The sequence below is a fragment of the Allobosea massiliensis genome, assembly GCF_042655245.1.
Taxonomy (GTDB): Bacteria; Pseudomonadota; Alphaproteobacteria; order Rhizobiales; family Beijerinckiaceae; genus Allobosea; species Allobosea massiliensis.
The window spans coordinates 1-13,788 of the sequence record NZ_JBHSLU010000028.1 but is presented as its reverse complement, the minus strand read 5'-3'; the positions used below and the strand labels follow the sequence as shown (position 1 = coordinate 13,788).

Sequence of the window (13,788 nt, the reverse complement as noted above, 5' to 3'; positions counted from 1 at the left end):
CGGGGATCTCTCGGTTCAGGGTTGGCGTTCACAACCCAAACCTAACCGGCAATCGCCGGTGACCACCGTCAGCTACACCACGCTATGGGACACGACCAGGGCGCGCTCGATCGCAACAAGCTGCGACCGAGCCGCTTTGACGGCTTCGTCGCCTGCCATCTGTCTTGCATCACCCGTTCGGAATGCCTCCGAGCGAGCCTGCCATCGATCGCGCTGAGGGTTTCGTGTGCTGCCATCCTTTAGGGCGGCACAATCTATCGTGACGGTTGGGCGCTTCGTCGAATGGTTCTGTGCATTCTCGGGCATCGCCGTGGCTGGTTCTTTCGCAGTGTTCCAGCTTCGTGGCGCGCCAGCCTCCGGGCGATCTCCTCGGGTCTCGAACCTTTCTTCACGACTTTCCGGAGGGATGACCGTTACATCGATCGGCCGCCTTGTCTCAATGCCGTCGATGGTCACCGTCTCAGATGCACCAGCCTCGCGCGTCTGTGGACTTTGCGCCGCCTTGGTCGAACCCGTCTCTGGTTTGGCTCGAAACGCCAGCGCGGCCCGATCGACGGGATCGGGCTCATAGCCTCGAACCGAAAGCCCGCGAACTGAAGCTTCGAGCCAGGCCGTCCGACGAAACTCTTCCGATCCGCGAAGCTCGACTTCTTTCCATCCTCGATGCTGCGCGACCGAGACCATGTCTCGAACGACATTGGCGTCTTCGAGCCGCGTCGCCATGCGATCGGTCGAGACCTTGAACGCAAGGTACTCCCCTTTCGAGTCGGCGTAGACCTTCGCCTCGTCACCCGAGCCGACTTCCGCGACATAATATTTCCGGCGCAGCCGCTCCGGCATTCCGCTTTCAGGCTGGCGCCCAGCCGTACCGGCAAGATCGAACTCAGCCTGACCGGATTGTCTTTCGCCCTGCGGTGCGCTTGAAGCGCCTCGCGGTGACGATCTGCCAGCGCCCGCATCCCTCTCTCTGCCGCGTTCAATCGTGAACTCGCTCTGATCCTGACGCTCACCTTGCACGGCGCATCTCCTTCACCGATCCGCCTGTCTCCTTGGCCGGGATGATCGCCGCGTCGATGACCTGCGAGCACCAATCCTTGAGCTCATCCTCGGACAGGCCTTCCAGATCGACCGGGACGTCGCCAAAGTCGAAGGTCGCATCGTCCGGGATCAGCGACGGATCGGCGATCTCCTCATCCGTCATCGGCCGGGTCCGGAACGTCGCCTGCAACTCGGCAACCGCCGATTTGAGCTCGATGATCTCGCTCGCCAGCAGCATGTTCGAGGGCCCGCGGTTGGGTGCGATCACCGGCGGCGCTTTCAGTCGCGGGGTGAAGGCGGCGTCCTCGTAATAGATGATCTTGTCGCAGACGATCGGCGGCACGCTGGCCGCCAGGATGAACGCCTTGGACGACAGGATCAGCTTGAGCTCCTGCGGCAGCATCAGCGCGCGACGCTGATCCGACACGGATTCGCTGCGCTTTCCCGACGATAGCCCCCACGGTCGCGAGCGACTCTTCGCCTGGACCGTATCGTAGCCGATCCGCTCCGACAGTTCGTTGGCGACGTCCTGCTCTTTCGGCGCAAACACGACTTCGATCGCATGGTTAGTCATAATCGTCTTGGCGAGATCGGGGCCATAGATCGCCCGAAGCTGCGCCGGGCTCTGGATGATGGTGAGCAGGCGAATGCCGTAGCCGGCGACAAAGGCGACGGATTTGGCGAGCACGCCGACATGGCCGAGTGCCGGGAACTCGTCGAGCAGCAGCAGCACGCGTCGGTTCAGCTTCGGGTTCTGCTCGGGCAGCTCGCGGCTGTTCAGATCGATGACCTGCTGGAAGAACAGGTTGAGGAGCGGCGCCATGCGGTCGAGATTGTCTGGCGTCACACCGAGAAAGATCGACATCGGCCGGGAGCGAAGCTCGCGCAAGTCGAAATCATTCTCCGATGTCGCGGCATCGATGCGCGGATTGAGCCAGAGGCCGAGCCGTGCGGTCGTCGTCTTCCGCACCGAGTTCATGGTGTTCTCGGAGGCCGACAGAAAATCGTTTAGCGCTCCGATGCAATGCGACGAGAGGGGCGCGGTGCTCTTGGCGCGCTCTTTCATGAGGCTGAGAAAATGAGCCTTCAGGTCGCTCGAGGCGGAAAGCTGCCGCAGGATCTCGCCGATGGTTAGCGGCAGGCCCGGCGTTTCGGCGACATAGCCGCCGATGGCGACGAACGCCGACCGGGCCGTCTCAAACCAGAACGGGTCGGCCCGGTTCTCGGCCGGGAAGAGCATAACCGCTATGCGCTGAAGATCGTCATAGAGATCGACCGGATCGCGCCGCACATAGGCAAGCGGGTTGTAGCGCGCGGTGCGGCCCTGCTCGTCGAGCGGATCGAACAGGAAGACCGCCTGCCCGCTCGCCTCCCGAAACCCCGCGGTGCGGTCAAAGTTCTCCTTCTTGACGTCGAGCACGACGACGGAATCCGGCCAGTTCAACAGGTTTGGAATGACATAGCCGACGCCCTTACCCGAACGCGTCGGCGCATAGACCATGACGTGCTCAGGCCCGCCGAAGCACAGGAACTTGCCGTCTTTCCGTCCGAGCAGGATACCCTGCTTAGACCTCAAACCCGCTTTGCGGATGTCGCGCTCGGTGGCGAATCGCGCTTCGCCATGCAGCGGGCGTGGTTTCGTCCGCAAGATCAGACCCATCAGTCCGAAGGCCGCGATCGTGCCGGCCAGCGTGCCAAAAGTGATCCAGCGATCGAGGCGCTCGTTCGTACCGTAATGGGGCCAGGCGATCGCAAGCTCGTTCAAGTGGAAGCCGCCGTCATGGCTGCGAAGGCCGAGCAGCAGAACATTTGAGCCGACGAACAGGAATACGGCGATGCCGGTCAGCGCGAGGGCGATCCGGAGCATCACCTTACGCGCTGGCGAGGCGCTTTCGAACGGGGTCATAGTCGATCTCCGTGATGCGGAAGCGGCCGTGCTCACGTTTCATCTGAATGACGATGTCGACGGTCTGGCGCAGCAGGTTGCGGATGTCGTCACGCGCAAGGTCCCGGCCTTCGGCGCTCTCCTTCACCAGCAGCGTCAACTGCTCGAAGGCGAGGCGCGCGGAATCGGCGTGGACCGTCGTGATCGAGCCTGGATGGCCCGAATTCACATTGCGCAGGTAGAAGAAGGCGGTCCCGTCCCGCAGCTCCTGCAGAAGGATGCGATCGGGCCGCATGCGCAGGCAGGATTCGAGCAACTCGCGCGGGCCGACCTTGGCGAGCCCTTGCCCGTCCTTGGCGTAGAGCAGACGGACATGGTTGGGCTGAGGCACCACAAGCTCGGCCGTGTCCTCGATGGTGATGAGGCGCTCGGCTGCCGGGATCTGAGCGATCAGACCCTTCGACAGTGTGGTCTTGCCCGAGCCGGTCGCACCCGAGATGATGATGTTGCGGCGGCTGCGCACGGCAAGCGCCAGGAATTCGCGCCATTGCCCGGCGTCGCGCAGGCGCACTAGCTCCGTCTCGTCTTCGGAGAGGTCGTCGCTGGTAACGCGGATGTCGGAGAACAGATTGCGCTGCTCAAAATCCTCCAGCGTCATGGTAACGGACGAGGGCTTTCGGATGGTCAGGCTGATGGTGCCTGCCGGCACCGCCGGCGGAACGACGATCTGGCAGCGCTCTTCCCCAGGCAGCGTCGTCGAGACGATCGGATGATCGGACGCGATATCCTGCCGGGTGTAGCCGGCCGCTGCCGTTGCCAGATGCATCAGATGCGCGTGGCTCAAATTGTGGAGTTCGTGCCGATGCCAGCCGCCCGCTCCTTCCGTGAATACCTCGCCCGGGCGGTTGACGACGATCTCGGTGAGGTCCGGCTGCGTCAGAAAGCGCGCGAGCGGCGTCAGATAGCGCTCGAGCACGATGCGGCTGGCGCGCCGTTCGGAAGCGGTCGGGGCGCTCGGCGTGGCAGGTGCGACGATAGCGATGCAATCGGCTGCTGCGGGCACAGGCGCGATTGCCGTCATGGCTTCGTGACCCGTGAGCCAGGGCCTACAGCGGCGTCAACGCCCGGCACCGTGCGATCCAAAATCCGCGCGCGGCTTTCGATCCGTTTCAGATCGTAGACCGAGGAGAAATCCAGATCGCGTGCGACGAAAATGTTGACGCGCTCGCCCTGGTTCTTGTTCAGTGTCGGGGGGATGTCGATCGAGCGCTCGACGGCGATGCCGGCCGCCGTGTTGGCCGCACCCGATGTGTTGCGGATCTCGATGTCAGCGTCATCGAGCTGCTGGCGGCCGACAGCGGCGGCGTCGCTGACGATTGAGAGCAGAAGCGCCGCGCCAAAGCGCTCCCAGAAATGCGTGTCGATCTCGCCGTCGAACCCGGCTCGGCCGAGCGCATCGGTCGCCGGCGAGGCGAGCGCGACGATGACACCGGTCGGGGTTTTCGCCCGCGTCCAGAGCACGAACATCCTCTTGGAGCCCTTCCGAACCTGGCCGCGATGTTCGCCGACGATCTGGGTGCCCTTTTCCATCAGCACGACGTGTCCGGAGTCCGACAGGACATCGCGCAGCACGACGCAGGAGACGAAGCCGGGCACATCCGAGGACATCGCTGTCTCAAGCACGCAGGGGATCGCCGTGCCTTGTGTCACCAGCAGATTGCGATTGGGCAGGCGCGCGGCACGCACGCCCTCGATCGTGGTGGCCTTGAGCTTGTCGGCGAGTTCGTTGCGCGGTTCGGCCCCGCCGGCGAGCAAAGGCGAACCCGGCAGAGAAGCGCCCTGCCCTGCCCCGTCGCCTGATGTTGAGCGCCCCGGCCGGTTGAAGGCGAGCACCGGCGCGCGGCGGGCGCTCTCCATCAGCTTGTCGGTTTGCGGCGGAGCGGCGGCTGGCGCGAGCTGAGGCGGCAGGACCGGCAGAGCGGCTTGCTGGACTGGCGCCGGCGCTGGCGGTTCGCGAACTGGTTCGAACGCAGTGGTCTGGCGGATGGTCGGTTTCGCGCCGCCCTGCTCGACGGGTTTTTCGGCTTTCCAGGTGCTCCAGATCACAAGGACCGAGAATGCGATCAGCGCGGCCGCGCCGATGCCGCGCTTGGCGAGCGCCCGACCCGAGCCCTCGACTGGTCCGGAAACGGGGGTGATGCCGCGTTCGCCTTCGACGCCGGATGATGCGTTCTGATCGGTCATGACATGCTCCTCAGCGGCGCCGCGCTGGCGCGGGCTGCTTTTGGGTGCGGGCGATGCTCGGACTCGTCGTGCCGGTGCCCGGGTTCACGCCGACGGCGTCAAAGGCCTCGTTGAAGATGCAAAGCACCTCGCTGCCGCGACGCAGCCGGAACTCGCGCGCGGTGGCATGCACGACGACGTCGTCGCCGCGAACGTCCTTCGGCACGAGGCTTTCCGCGCCATCCGAGCCGACCATGTAGATCGCGGGCACCTCGCGATTGCCGGCGAAGCGGAAGCTGGTGACCTTGCCGTCGTCGAACACGCCGTCGGGTTCGAGATCGGCCGGGCCTTGAGCCGAGAAGCGCCAGTTGCGCGCGCCGTATTGCTGATGGAGATCGAACGTCTGGTCGATGACCGCGCCCTCGCGCTGCTGGCTCCGCGCCTCGTACTCCGCCCGGCGGCGATCAGCCTCGTCACTGGGGTAGGAGTACTTCACCACGAAATAGCTCTCTTTGAGCGAGGCTTCCGCGATCGAGAGCTCGAACTGGTAGGAGCGCTTGCGGCCGTCGCGACGCGTCGTCACGACCTGCAAATTGGTCGGTGGATGCTTTTCGCGGGGCTTTAGGAACAGGATCGAACCCGCCGGGGCGACTTCCCAGGCGATCGAGTCTCCGATCGCGACATGCGCGATCTCTTCGTCCTCGGCAAAAATTACCTGGGTCGAGGCGCGGATAACGCCGTTGACCTTGACGACGTTCGCCGGGTCGTAAGCGACGAAGCGCACGCGCTCGTCGCGCGCGCCGGCGGTCGGGAGTTGTAGGGCAAGCGACGGCAGCCCAAGGCCGATTGCGAACAGCAAACCGCAGCCAGCTGCGATGATGCGACGGCTCATGGCGCGACCTCCGGATCGGCGCGGTACTCCGAGACCAGGAAACCGAGCGGGTTGATCAGACGATCGGTCGATGAGATCGGTGCGTTGACATAGGCGAAGGTCAGCGTCGCAATCCAATGCGTGACCTTGATCTCCTCGCCCTTCCGGCTCTCCTTCAGAAAGCGGACGGAGGCGAGGTTGTCGGCCAGCAGCGAGATCGCCTTGATCCGGACTTCTGCGACGCCGAAGCGGCCGTGCAGCACCTGCGGGCTTTCCGGGTTCGAGCCGCGATAGACGGCGGCAAAGCGCGCCTGCTCGGCCTGCGACGACAGCAGCGCTACAGTCTGAAAATTGCTCGCGGCCTCGGCTTGGCTGAAACCTTCGCGCGAGCGAACGTAGCGCCCCAGGAAATACTTGGTCACCGCCTCGTCGTAACTGCGCGGTGACGTCCCGAGCGCCGCGACAGTCTCGACGATGCCGGTCGCATTGTCGACGCGGATGACGAAGGGTTCGACCGTCTTAAGCGGCGCCAGCGCCGCAACGGCACCGACGGCGGCCGTCGCGAGCACGCAGGCCGCAGTGGCGACGAACCAGGCGAGGCGTTTCGAGCGCTGCGCCGTTAGCAGGAGATCTTGTTCCCAGCGGCGGGCATTGTCGAAGTAGTCCTTCATATCGTCGGGCCTAACCATGACGCGTCGCCTCACTGCAAGGCCGAAACGAGCGGGCGATGTCGAAGGCAGACCAAGCAGCGGCACCATGACCGATGCCGCGGGCCGGCAACTCTGGCTGGGCCAAGCCGAGGCGTTTGACCACCGGCGTATCCGGCTTCGGTGCGGCGGGAGGGCTCGCCTCCCAATCCCAAAGCGATTTGTTCAGCGGGCGTTTGGCCGAGCCGTCGCAGGACGGTGCGCCCTTGTTCCAGCCGGCGCAGCCCGTCACCACCGTGGCCAGCACGAGGCTGGCAATCACGCGACAATTCATCGAGGCAAATCCTTCTCGGCATCCTTGCGCGGATGCGGTTGGTCCTGGTGTGGAAGGGACGTTCAGACGCGTCTGATCTCGCCACCCCGTCGTCGCTCGCGGATCCTAGCCGCCGTGCGACTGGCCGCGGTTCGCGCGCCGGCATAGGCGCCGACAGCGGCGGAGGCTGCGTTGGCGGTGATGGCGCTGGTGACAACCCGGGCCGCTAGCGAGGCGCCGCCGCCAGCGAGACCGCCCGCGATGGCGGGGAGCTGCAAAGCGATGTATGCGGCGAGACCGAGGACGGCGCTGATCGCGACCGCGCCAACGATGATCGCGCCGCCGGACGCGGCATCAGCACCGTATTTCTCGACGAAGCCTTGAACCGACGTGAGCATCAAGCCGACAAGGGCGACAACGAGCACATGCAGGATCAGGAAATTTGCAACCTGTCGTGTCCAAGCCTCAGCAAAGGGCCGCGTCGCGTCGAACAGCGCCAGAGCGATGAAGATCGGCCCGAGCGCGATGACGATCGCCAAGCCAACCTTCGCGTAGAGCAGGATCGCGAACTGCAGAAAGCCTGAAACGGCCGTGAAGACGAGAAGGATCGCGGCGATCAAAGCTGGTGCAATGTCCGTGAGGCCTGCTCGATCGTAGATCTTTTGGGCGACCTCGATCCCCTTGTTCAACAGCTTGTCGAAGGGCGCACCCGAGTTCGCATCAAGGGCCGAACCCGCAAGAGCGTTTCCAATCTCCTTTGGCAACGACGTGAAGAAGAGGTCGGTGACATATTGCTGGAAAGAACTCGCATTCGACGCGAGGAGCACGATCAGGACGAGCCTCATCGCTCGCCAGGCAAACTCCTGGATCGGCTCGGCGATCGCGCCGCGCATGACCGCAAAACCGTACAGCACGACGTAGAGGAGGACAGCGACCCGTAGCGGTCCATCGACGAAGGTCGCGAGGTTCGAGACAGACGTCGACACGAAAGTCGTGATTGGCTGCTCGAACTCCTTCAGGAACTCGTCGAAGACGTTGATCGCCATCTCAATTGCTCGCGCGCTTCAGGGCAGCGTCTCGACCCCAGATCATCACCTTGCGATTGGCTTCTTCCGCATTGCGGCAGGTGGCATCGGACCTCAGGTCGCCAGGATTGGCTCGGCAGCGCGCCAGCGCAGCTTCGTGATCGGGTGCGTTCGCGAGGAAGAAGGGCACGTCACGGATCGGCGCCGGCTTCGCGTGCTCGGCTTGCTCGTCGCCACAGCCGGAGAGAGCCATCGTCAAGAAGGCAGCAATCAGAGGCCGGCTCATTGGAGAGCAGCCTTCATTTCATCGACCAACTGGCGGCGGCGTTCCTCCGCTCGCTGGCCATCCATTTCGCTCCGCGCCTGCTGGACCATGGCGAGCCCCTGCATGCGCAGCACCTCGTTCTGCAGAAGTGCCTGCTCGGCTTGAATGCGCGCCGAGAGATCCAGCACGTCCTTCGCGTCCTTCGAGGCCGTGATCTTCTGGCGAAGCTCCTCCAGCCCATCGATGCGCTTGGAGGCGGTGTCGTATACGCTCTGGCCAATCGAATGCTTAGCGCCGGTCTGACGCGCGATGCGGTCGAGCTCGGTGCGATAGAACGAGTTCGCGTCGCCGCCCTGATAGGCGCGGTTCTGATCAAGATACCGATCGACGATGCCAGCAAGCGATCCGCCGCCGCCCGAGACCAGCTTCTCGATCTCGCCGAACTCCTTCGGCAGATGTTTCCGGAACTCCTCGCTGTTCAGGAGCGAGGCGATGTCGTTGACGTCGGTCAGCTTGTTGAAGGACTCATAGAGCTGCTTTGCCTGCGTGAGCTGCGCCTCCATCGTCTTGATCTGCTCGGTCAGCTTGCCGATCTGTTCGACATGTTTTGCGATCGCGCCGGCGTCGAACACGGGAACGCCCTGCTGGGCGAGGCCAGCCGACGGCAGTCCGGCCAAGGCCGTGGCGATCAGGAGGTGGCTTGCTCTCATCGGTCGATCCTTCTCTCGGCATGGAAGCGGGGCAGGAACGCCGTGGGGTCGTCGCCGACCTCGGCGCGAATGCGGTCGAGCAGCTCGACGGTCTCGGTGCGGCCCGACAGCACGGCGAGCGCTTCATCCATGCCGCCGAGGTCGAGCTCGGCGACGATGGACTGGCCGTTCTGTTTGACCAGGAAGCGCCGGCTCTCGGCCGAGAGTTCTTCCTTGATCAGCCAGAACTCGGTTTCGGTGAGATGGAAGCCGTCGATATAGTCCGAGCGCGTGCCGCGCGGGTTCGGCATGAAGATCTGCGTCGGGCACTGCTCGACGATGGTGTGGGCAATCGGCGACGCCAGCGCATCGCGCGGCGACTGCGTGCCAAAGACCATGACGCCGTTCTGCTTGCGGATGGTTTTCAGCTTGTCGTTGGCGAGCGCCCGAAAGGCGTCATCGCCGAGCGCCTTCCAGAATTCGTCAATGTCGATGATGATGCGGCGGCCGTCGATGAGCTGCTCGACGCGATGGAACAGCACCATCATAAGAGGCGTGCGCACGACGGGATGGTCGAGCACGTCGGTCATATCGAAGCCGATGAAGCTGGCGTCCAGCGCGATCGCGTCCTCTTCGGCATCGAGGACCCAACCGAGAGGTCCGCCATTGCACCAGCGTTCGAGCCTCGCGCCGATGCCCTCGCGATCCTGCTGCCCTAGAAACGCGCGCAGCGCCGACAACGAGCGCTCCTGGCGCGGCAGAGCGCGCATCGCCTCAAGGCTGGAATCGATGCGCTCTTCATCGACGACGGAGAGCGCCCTGCCCTCGAGCGTGACGAGCTTGCGGATGAGATCGCCAAGGAAGGCGAGATTGGCCGGGGTCAACTCGAGCGCCTTCAACGGCGCGCAGCCGGTGGGCACGCCATTCTTGAGCGTGAGATAGGTGCCGCCCGAGGCGCGGACGAAAATTTCGGCGCCGCGGTCCTTGTCGAACATGACGCGCTGGCAGCCGAACTTTTCCGCCTGGGCGAGCAGGAAATTCTGCAGCACCGTTTTGCCGGAGCCTGACGGCCCGCAGATAAAAGTGTTGCCTAGATCGCCCGCGTGGAAGGAGAAGTGATAGGGCGAGCCCGACGCCGTCTTCAGCATCGCGACTGACGGCCCCCAATGGTTGCCGACAGATTTGCCGGCCGGATGGCTGTGAAATGGCGACAGCGCCGCGAGATTGCGCGAGGTGATCGCACCCGATCGCGCGCGATGCTTGAACAGGCCGGGCATCTGCGCCCAGTAGGAAGCCTCCAGCCCAAGATCCTCACGCGCGACCACCGCGCCGGCCTCGGCGAGCACGCGGCGCGCCTGTGCCATCGTCTCCAGCAAAGTTTTTGGGGTCTCGGCGCGAACCAGCAGCGACAGATGGTGGTCGCCCATGACGAAGCGGTTGGATTCCAGGTCGTCCAGCGCATCGTTAAGGTCGTCGATCTGGGAGGCGGCGACATCCTGGGTCGAGACGAGCTGGTTCTGCTTTCGCGTCAACACCTTCTTGGCGTCGGCCTTCGAGAGGAAAGCGAAGCTTTGCGAGAGCACGAATTCGAACGGGGCCGAGAGCAGGCCGTTCAGCATACCGGGCCTGGTCGAGGCCGGGTATTCCTTCAGCCCGAACATGCCGGAAAACAGCGAGCCTCCTGCCGCGCGAACTTCGATCGCTTCGCGGCCGAAGATGACGCGGTTGGTATAGATCGCCGACCCGATCCGGCCTTGCGGCAAGGCGGTCGGCAGATCCTCGCTGGACGCCAGCAGATGCAGGAGCCGCATCGGCTCAGAGAACAGCAGGCCGTTCTTTTCGACGAGGCCGAGTTGAGTGGCCCCATAGCGACCGAGCGCGGCGGTGATGTCCCGTGCGGCATCGTTCAGCCGCTTCAGCGCGGCGGCATCGACCTCCCCTCCCCCGCGACGCGCTTGGCCGAGACGGGAGACGAAGCCGACGGCGGCCTCCGCCCGATCGCGGCCGGGGTGGGCGACGATGGTGAGGTAGAGCTCGTTGCGGAACAGCTTTGTGCACTGGAGCACCTCGCGATAGCCGACGTCGAGATCGCGCGCGAAGGCCGAGGAGAATTCGCCCTCAGGATAGCCGGTATCTTGCCGCCGGATCAGATGCGTCCAGATCGCCAGCCGATCGTCGGCCAGATTGCGCAGCGTGAGATTGAGTTTGGCGTGCAGATCATTGAGGTCGCCGATATCGGCAGTCTCGAAGGCGATGCCGTCGAGGCGGATCGTCGTCATCAGCGCCCGCGTCGAGAGGCTGATCACGGTCTCGGTCACATGCCGGACGTAGGGCAGATGAACGTCGGGCTCGATCTCGCGAGCCATTAGGCGGGCGGCGTCAGCCATGGGCGACCTCGTGAGCCGTGAAGCGGCGCACCAGACGCAAGGGCGTCGGCGACGACCCGCCCCAGAACGAGCCATTGCGAGCGCGGCCGCGGGTCTCGAGCCAGGCGACGAGCAGGCGGAATTGGTTGGGATCGTGCCGGCAGATGACGCGACAGATCAGGTGGATCGGCAAGGCGATCAGCCCGTAGACGATCGAGCCCGCCATCAGGAACAGGATGCAGGAGGCCATCACATTAATGGCCATCGCCTCCATCGTGACGCCCGCGATCATCGCAGGCCTCGTGCAGGCTAGGAACAGCGTGTCTTCGGCCAGACGCTCGGGCTCGTTCGTCATAGCGGCTACGCTCAGGTACCGCCGGTAAGCGTCGAGACGACCTCGGAGGCGCCGAAGACGATAGCGACGCCGAGCACGACATAGGCGGCTTTGCGCAGATCGAGATAGCCGAACATCCAGGCGATACCGACGATGATCACGGCGAGCGTCGCCAGCAGGCGCGCGACATTGCCGGTCAGCATCGTAACGATGTTTTGCAGCACGCCCTCGATGTTGGCGGTCTGTGCGAGCGCAGGCTCGGCCGCGAAAAGAACGAGCGCAGCCGCGATAGCGGTCGGTGCGGCGAGTGATCGAAACGGGAGGGGCATTCGTGGTCTCCAAGGCAAGGGTGTCCGACGCCGCACATCCTGTGCAATCGGCGAAAGGGTTTTGGATTGGGTCAGCGGCTGTAGATCAGCAGCGAGGAGCCGCGCTTCGCGCCGTAGACGTTCCAGGCCGGTGGGTCGTTGGTCGATGCGACCTCCTCTTGCGGAGGGCCGGACACGGTCTCCAACTCCGACGCGGTGTCCGGCTTGGCCGCAACGGCGGCAAGTGCTGATCTCGGAGTGGACTTGAAGGACGCTCGCGCGCGTCCATCCGCGGCTGTATCGTCAAGGCCGCCCGATACAAGCTTCGCCTTCCGCTCCTGAAACATTCGGCCGACGCCAGCAATGTGCTCGCACGGGTCGAATGCCGCTGAGATTGTGAGCCCGGCCGCTTTCAGATCGGCGGCATCGAGTTGGGCCAAGCCGATCCGGACCGGCTGTCCCGCAGCGGCCGCTTCGCTGGTAAGCGCGATGGCCTCAGGCTTCGAACCGGCCAGGACCCGCACCGCTCGCTTTCCCGCGATAGTGACCAGCAGGGGCTGGAACTCGCTCGCCTGGCGCATGATCGCGGCAACCGGCCGCGCCAGCATTGGCGCGGTGCAGCGGTCGACCAATGTCGTGATGTCAGCGGCCTCCATCAGAATCGCACTCGCGTGCTGACGCCATCTGCTCCGGTGACGTCGATGAAATTGGGTTGGGCGCGATGGCGGACCGCCTGGACGTCATGCGGCTCGCAGGCGTCGTCGGCGCGGTCGCAGTTCCGAACCGGCTTGCTCGACACACAGGCCGGTTGACTTGCACCATCGCGCCCAAGCTCGCGCAGGACGTAGCCATCCTGGCATGGCTCATACGGGTCGTAGCCGATCGGCGAGGCGCTCGATCCCGCACCTGAGCAGGTCGGAAAGGCCCCTCCCCGCTTCAGATGCGACCAGAGCCGCGTCACCGGCGGAACGCACGCCGCGTATTGCGTCGGCCCGCCTGGATTGGCGAGGCACAGCAGAACGGTGCAGCCCCAGTCGTCGGCGCGGCTAGAAATGGCCGAGAGGCTGATAATCCCGGCAGCGAGCGCGGTCCTGATCATTTGCGGAGCCATCACGCGGCCAACGGCAGCGGGATGTCGATCGGAAGCGTAGGCGCGATCAAGCCGCCGTTGCGTCGAATCGCAGTCAGCGCATCCTGCTCGATCGGCAGCAAGCCTGCGACGGCGGTGGTCGATCCGATCCGCCGCGGCGCGCCGATACGCGCAAGGGTCCATCCCGCGCGCCGCAGAATGCGCTCCATGCGCCGATCCGTCACGGTCGCGATCGACGCCAGTCCCCTCGCCTCTCCCCATTCAAGCATGGCGGCGAACAGCATGAACGTCGCTTGCCGCAGACCGCAATCGGTCTTGGCGTCGGTCGCTTCGGTATCGACGCAGAAGCGCGAGCTTTCCGCGACAAGTTCGGAGTGCGGCGCTGGACCGCCGTCGAGCAGCTCCGGAAACGTGTCGGCCAGCATGTTCGGCCCTGTCGTCGGCAGCAGCCGCACGCAGCCCAGAACTGCACCGCGATCGGCGACGACCAGGTAGCGCACATCCAATGTGTCGTAGCGATCCATCTCGAGATCGCTCGTGGTCGAGACCGACCAGTCGAGCCGATCCTTGAACACTTTTCGCCTCAGCCGATGCATGCCCATCAGCAGTGAGATGTTGGCGCCATATCCGGCGCGGGGGTCGTGTCCCTGCTGGTGGTGTAGCTTCGCAGAGCCACCGCGTGCCGGCTTTGGTCGGGCTGGTCAGGCGGCCACGGCTGGCAGGCTGACGATGGG

Annotated in this window: 16 protein-coding genes; all 16 read right to left on the bottom strand. The window is 64.6% G+C overall.

Translation table 11 applies throughout. The features are described from left to right. Positions 1 to 72 precede the first annotated feature (72 nt). The 16 genes from ACFPN9_RS11970 to ACFPN9_RS11895 all read right to left on the bottom strand — a co-directional run bounded on the left by ACFPN9_RS11970 (position 73) and on the right by ACFPN9_RS11895 (position 13,650). Entirely contained in the window at positions 73 to 1,017 is a 945-nt protein-coding gene (locus ACFPN9_RS11970) for an LPD7 domain-containing protein (protein WP_377817066.1), read from the bottom strand. After that, positions 1,007 to 2,944 carry a type IV secretory system conjugative DNA transfer family protein gene (locus ACFPN9_RS11965; RefSeq protein WP_377817064.1) on the bottom strand — a complete coding sequence of 646 codons (1,938 nt, stop codon included), beginning with the start codon at positions 2,942 to 2,944 and terminating at the stop codon, positions 1,007 to 1,009. Before ACFPN9_RS11965 ends, ACFPN9_RS11970 begins: the two co-directional genes overlap by 11 nt. Continuing rightward, complete coding sequence (gene virB11 / locus ACFPN9_RS11960; RefSeq protein WP_067254529.1) at positions 2,910 to 4,004, bottom strand: P-type DNA transfer ATPase VirB11; 1,095 nt, start codon at positions 4,002 to 4,004, stop codon at positions 2,910 to 2,912. The genes ACFPN9_RS11965 and virB11 overlap by 35 nt, the downstream gene beginning before the upstream one ends. After that, positions 4,001 to 5,167, bottom strand: a complete 1,167-nt coding sequence (gene virB10 / locus ACFPN9_RS11955; protein ID WP_067254532.1) for a type IV secretion system protein VirB10 — start codon at positions 5,165 to 5,167, stop codon at positions 4,001 to 4,003. Before virB10 ends, virB11 begins: the two co-directional genes overlap by 4 nt. 10 nt (positions 5,168 to 5,177) lie before the next feature. After that, entirely contained in the window at positions 5,178 to 6,038 is an 861-nt protein-coding gene (virB9, locus tag ACFPN9_RS11950) for a P-type conjugative transfer protein VirB9 (RefSeq protein ID WP_067254535.1), read from the bottom strand. Beyond that, the gene (locus ACFPN9_RS11945; protein WP_377817060.1) at positions 6,035 to 6,706 is read right to left on the bottom strand and encodes a VirB8 family type IV secretion system protein; all 672 of its coding nucleotides are present in this window, start codon (positions 6,704 to 6,706) and stop codon (positions 6,035 to 6,037) included. The genes virB9 and ACFPN9_RS11945 overlap by 4 nt, the downstream gene beginning before the upstream one ends. Then, entirely contained in the window at positions 6,699 to 6,998 is a 300-nt protein-coding gene (locus ACFPN9_RS11940; RefSeq protein WP_156450211.1) for a type IV secretion pathway protein, read from the bottom strand. Before ACFPN9_RS11940 ends, ACFPN9_RS11945 begins: the two co-directional genes overlap by 8 nt. A 62-nt stretch (positions 6,999 to 7,060) precedes the next feature. Then, the gene (locus ACFPN9_RS11935) at positions 7,061 to 8,023 is read right to left on the bottom strand and encodes a TrbL/VirB6 family protein (RefSeq protein ID WP_067254539.1); all 963 of its coding nucleotides are present in this window, start codon (positions 8,021 to 8,023) and stop codon (positions 7,061 to 7,063) included. A 1-nt stretch (position 8,024) separates the two neighbouring features. Beyond that, positions 8,025 to 8,288 (bottom strand): EexN family lipoprotein, encoded by a 264-nt coding sequence (locus ACFPN9_RS11930; protein WP_067254542.1) that lies wholly within the window; start codon positions 8,286 to 8,288, stop codon positions 8,025 to 8,027. Continuing rightward, complete coding sequence (virB5, locus tag ACFPN9_RS11925) at positions 8,285 to 8,977, bottom strand: P-type DNA transfer protein VirB5 (RefSeq protein WP_082750826.1); 693 nt, start codon at positions 8,975 to 8,977, stop codon at positions 8,285 to 8,287. The genes ACFPN9_RS11930 and virB5 overlap by 4 nt, the downstream gene beginning before the upstream one ends. Next, positions 8,974 to 11,343 (bottom strand): VirB4 family type IV secretion/conjugal transfer ATPase, encoded by a 2,370-nt coding sequence (locus tag ACFPN9_RS11920; RefSeq protein WP_326910315.1) that lies wholly within the window; start codon positions 11,341 to 11,343, stop codon positions 8,974 to 8,976. The genes virB5 and ACFPN9_RS11920 overlap by 4 nt, the downstream gene beginning before the upstream one ends. Further along, complete coding sequence (locus ACFPN9_RS11915) at positions 11,336 to 11,677, bottom strand: VirB3 family type IV secretion system protein (RefSeq protein ID WP_067254547.1); 342 nt, start codon at positions 11,675 to 11,677, stop codon at positions 11,336 to 11,338. The genes ACFPN9_RS11920 and ACFPN9_RS11915 overlap by 8 nt, the downstream gene beginning before the upstream one ends. Positions 11,678 to 11,688: 11 nt before the next feature. Continuing rightward, the gene (locus ACFPN9_RS11910; RefSeq protein ID WP_067254550.1) at positions 11,689 to 11,985 is read right to left on the bottom strand and encodes a TrbC/VirB2 family protein; all 297 of its coding nucleotides are present in this window, start codon (positions 11,983 to 11,985) and stop codon (positions 11,689 to 11,691) included. 71 nt (positions 11,986 to 12,056) lie between these two features. Then, positions 12,057 to 12,620 carry a lysozyme family protein gene (locus ACFPN9_RS11905; protein ID WP_067254552.1) on the bottom strand — a complete coding sequence of 188 codons (564 nt, stop codon included), beginning with the start codon at positions 12,618 to 12,620 and terminating at the stop codon, positions 12,057 to 12,059. Then, positions 12,620 to 13,063, bottom strand: a complete 444-nt coding sequence (locus tag ACFPN9_RS11900) for a hypothetical protein (protein ID WP_067254554.1) — start codon at positions 13,061 to 13,063, stop codon at positions 12,620 to 12,622. Before ACFPN9_RS11900 ends, ACFPN9_RS11905 begins: the two co-directional genes overlap by 1 nt. A gap of 11 nt (positions 13,064 to 13,074) precedes the next feature. Beyond that, positions 13,075 to 13,650: an acyl-homoserine-lactone synthase gene (locus ACFPN9_RS11895; protein ID WP_377817068.1), complete on the bottom strand. Its 576-nt coding sequence runs from the start codon at positions 13,648 to 13,650 to the stop codon at positions 13,075 to 13,077. Between the last annotated feature and the right edge of the window lie 138 nt (positions 13,651 to 13,788).

Coding starts and splice junctions, on each gene's coding strand:
- ACFPN9_RS11965 (WP_377817064.1), bottom strand. CDS start 2,944: ATGACCCCGTTCGAAAGCGCCTCGCCAGCGCGTAAGGTGATGCTCCGG.
- virB11 (WP_067254529.1), bottom strand. CDS start 4,004: ATGACGGCAATCGCGCCTGTGCCCGCAGCAGCCGATTGCATCGCTATC.
- virB10 (WP_067254532.1), bottom strand. CDS start 5,167: ATGACCGATCAGAACGCATCATCCGGCGTCGAAGGCGAACGCGGCATC.
- virB9 (WP_067254535.1), bottom strand. CDS start 6,038: ATGAGCCGTCGCATCATCGCAGCTGGCTGCGGTTTGCTGTTCGCAATC.
- ACFPN9_RS11945 (WP_377817060.1), bottom strand. CDS start 6,706: ATGGTTAGGCCCGACGATATGAAGGACTACTTCGACAATGCCCGCCGC.
- ACFPN9_RS11940 (WP_156450211.1), bottom strand. CDS start 6,998: ATGAATTGTCGCGTGATTGCCAGCCTCGTGCTGGCCACGGTGGTGACG.
- ACFPN9_RS11935 (WP_067254539.1), bottom strand. CDS start 8,023: ATGGCGATCAACGTCTTCGACGAGTTCCTGAAGGAGTTCGAGCAGCCA.
- ACFPN9_RS11930 (WP_067254542.1), bottom strand. CDS start 8,288: ATGAGCCGGCCTCTGATTGCTGCCTTCTTGACGATGGCTCTCTCCGGC.
- virB5 (WP_082750826.1), bottom strand. CDS start 8,977: ATGAGAGCAAGCCACCTCCTGATCGCCACGGCCTTGGCCGGACTGCCG.
- ACFPN9_RS11920 (WP_326910315.1), bottom strand. CDS start 11,343: ATGGCTGACGCCGCCCGCCTAATGGCTCGCGAGATCGAGCCCGACGTT.
- ACFPN9_RS11915 (WP_067254547.1), bottom strand. CDS start 11,677: ATGACGAACGAGCCCGAGCGTCTGGCCGAAGACACGCTGTTCCTAGCC.
- ACFPN9_RS11910 (WP_067254550.1), bottom strand. CDS start 11,985: ATGCCCCTCCCGTTTCGATCACTCGCCGCACCGACCGCTATCGCGGCT.
- ACFPN9_RS11905 (WP_067254552.1), bottom strand. CDS start 12,620: ATGGAGGCCGCTGACATCACGACATTGGTCGACCGCTGCACCGCGCCA.
- ACFPN9_RS11900 (WP_067254554.1), bottom strand. CDS start 13,063: ATGATCAGGACCGCGCTCGCTGCCGGGATTATCAGCCTCTCGGCCATT.
- ACFPN9_RS11895 (WP_377817068.1), bottom strand. CDS start 13,650: ATGCATCGGCTGAGGCGAAAAGTGTTCAAGGATCGGCTCGACTGGTCG.